Source organism: Lysinibacillus sp. BF-4, assembly GCF_000743635.1.
Taxonomy (GTDB): Bacteria; Bacillota; Bacilli; order Bacillales_A; family Planococcaceae; genus Metalysinibacillus; species Metalysinibacillus saudimassiliensis.
Map to the genome: position 1 here is coordinate 1 of NZ_JPUW01000105.1, position 541 is coordinate 541.

General features: G+C 35.5%; 1 protein-coding gene. It reads left to right on the top strand.

What is annotated here, in order from left to right; genetic code table 11:
* Nucleotides 1–541: hypothetical protein (locus CH76_RS13975; RefSeq protein ID WP_036147445.1), on the top strand; the 541-nt coding region annotated here is incomplete at both ends.

Below are 541 nucleotides of genomic sequence, written 5' to 3' on the forward strand. Positions count from 1 at the left end.
ATTTACATTCATATGAACGATGTTGATCAATTTGTGATTTTTAGTGGTTTAAAATTACAACAGTTTGTTTCCTCTGTTGATCCTTTACGCAATCTACTGTTGTTAAAAAATACGTACGATGATGGCATGTTTAATAATCATACACAGCATGATTATATTGTGCCTGAGGAAATCAAAAAATTTGCTAAGAAGGCAAATAACGCAGCAGAGTTATGCTGGATTGATTTTGAGTACGAGCGTCAGCTAAATGATTTAACAGCTAGAGAGCAAGCAGAGCTATTATATATCGCACATAAGCGTGAGCCGATTAGTGTGCCGTTCTTTCAAAAACTACAAAATCGTTATGTTTACATAGCGTCAACAGGTGAGAAGGTAACTAAAATTTATTTTAAGCATTTAAGTGATGCAGATATGCTGATTGCTAATGTGTTTAACCAAATTATACGTGAGCGCGAAAATGTCTCGTCATTTTTCCGACGTCGTCCCAAAAGTAGCCTGCCTTCGATTACACCAGAATTTTTAAAAGCCTATCGTTCTTATG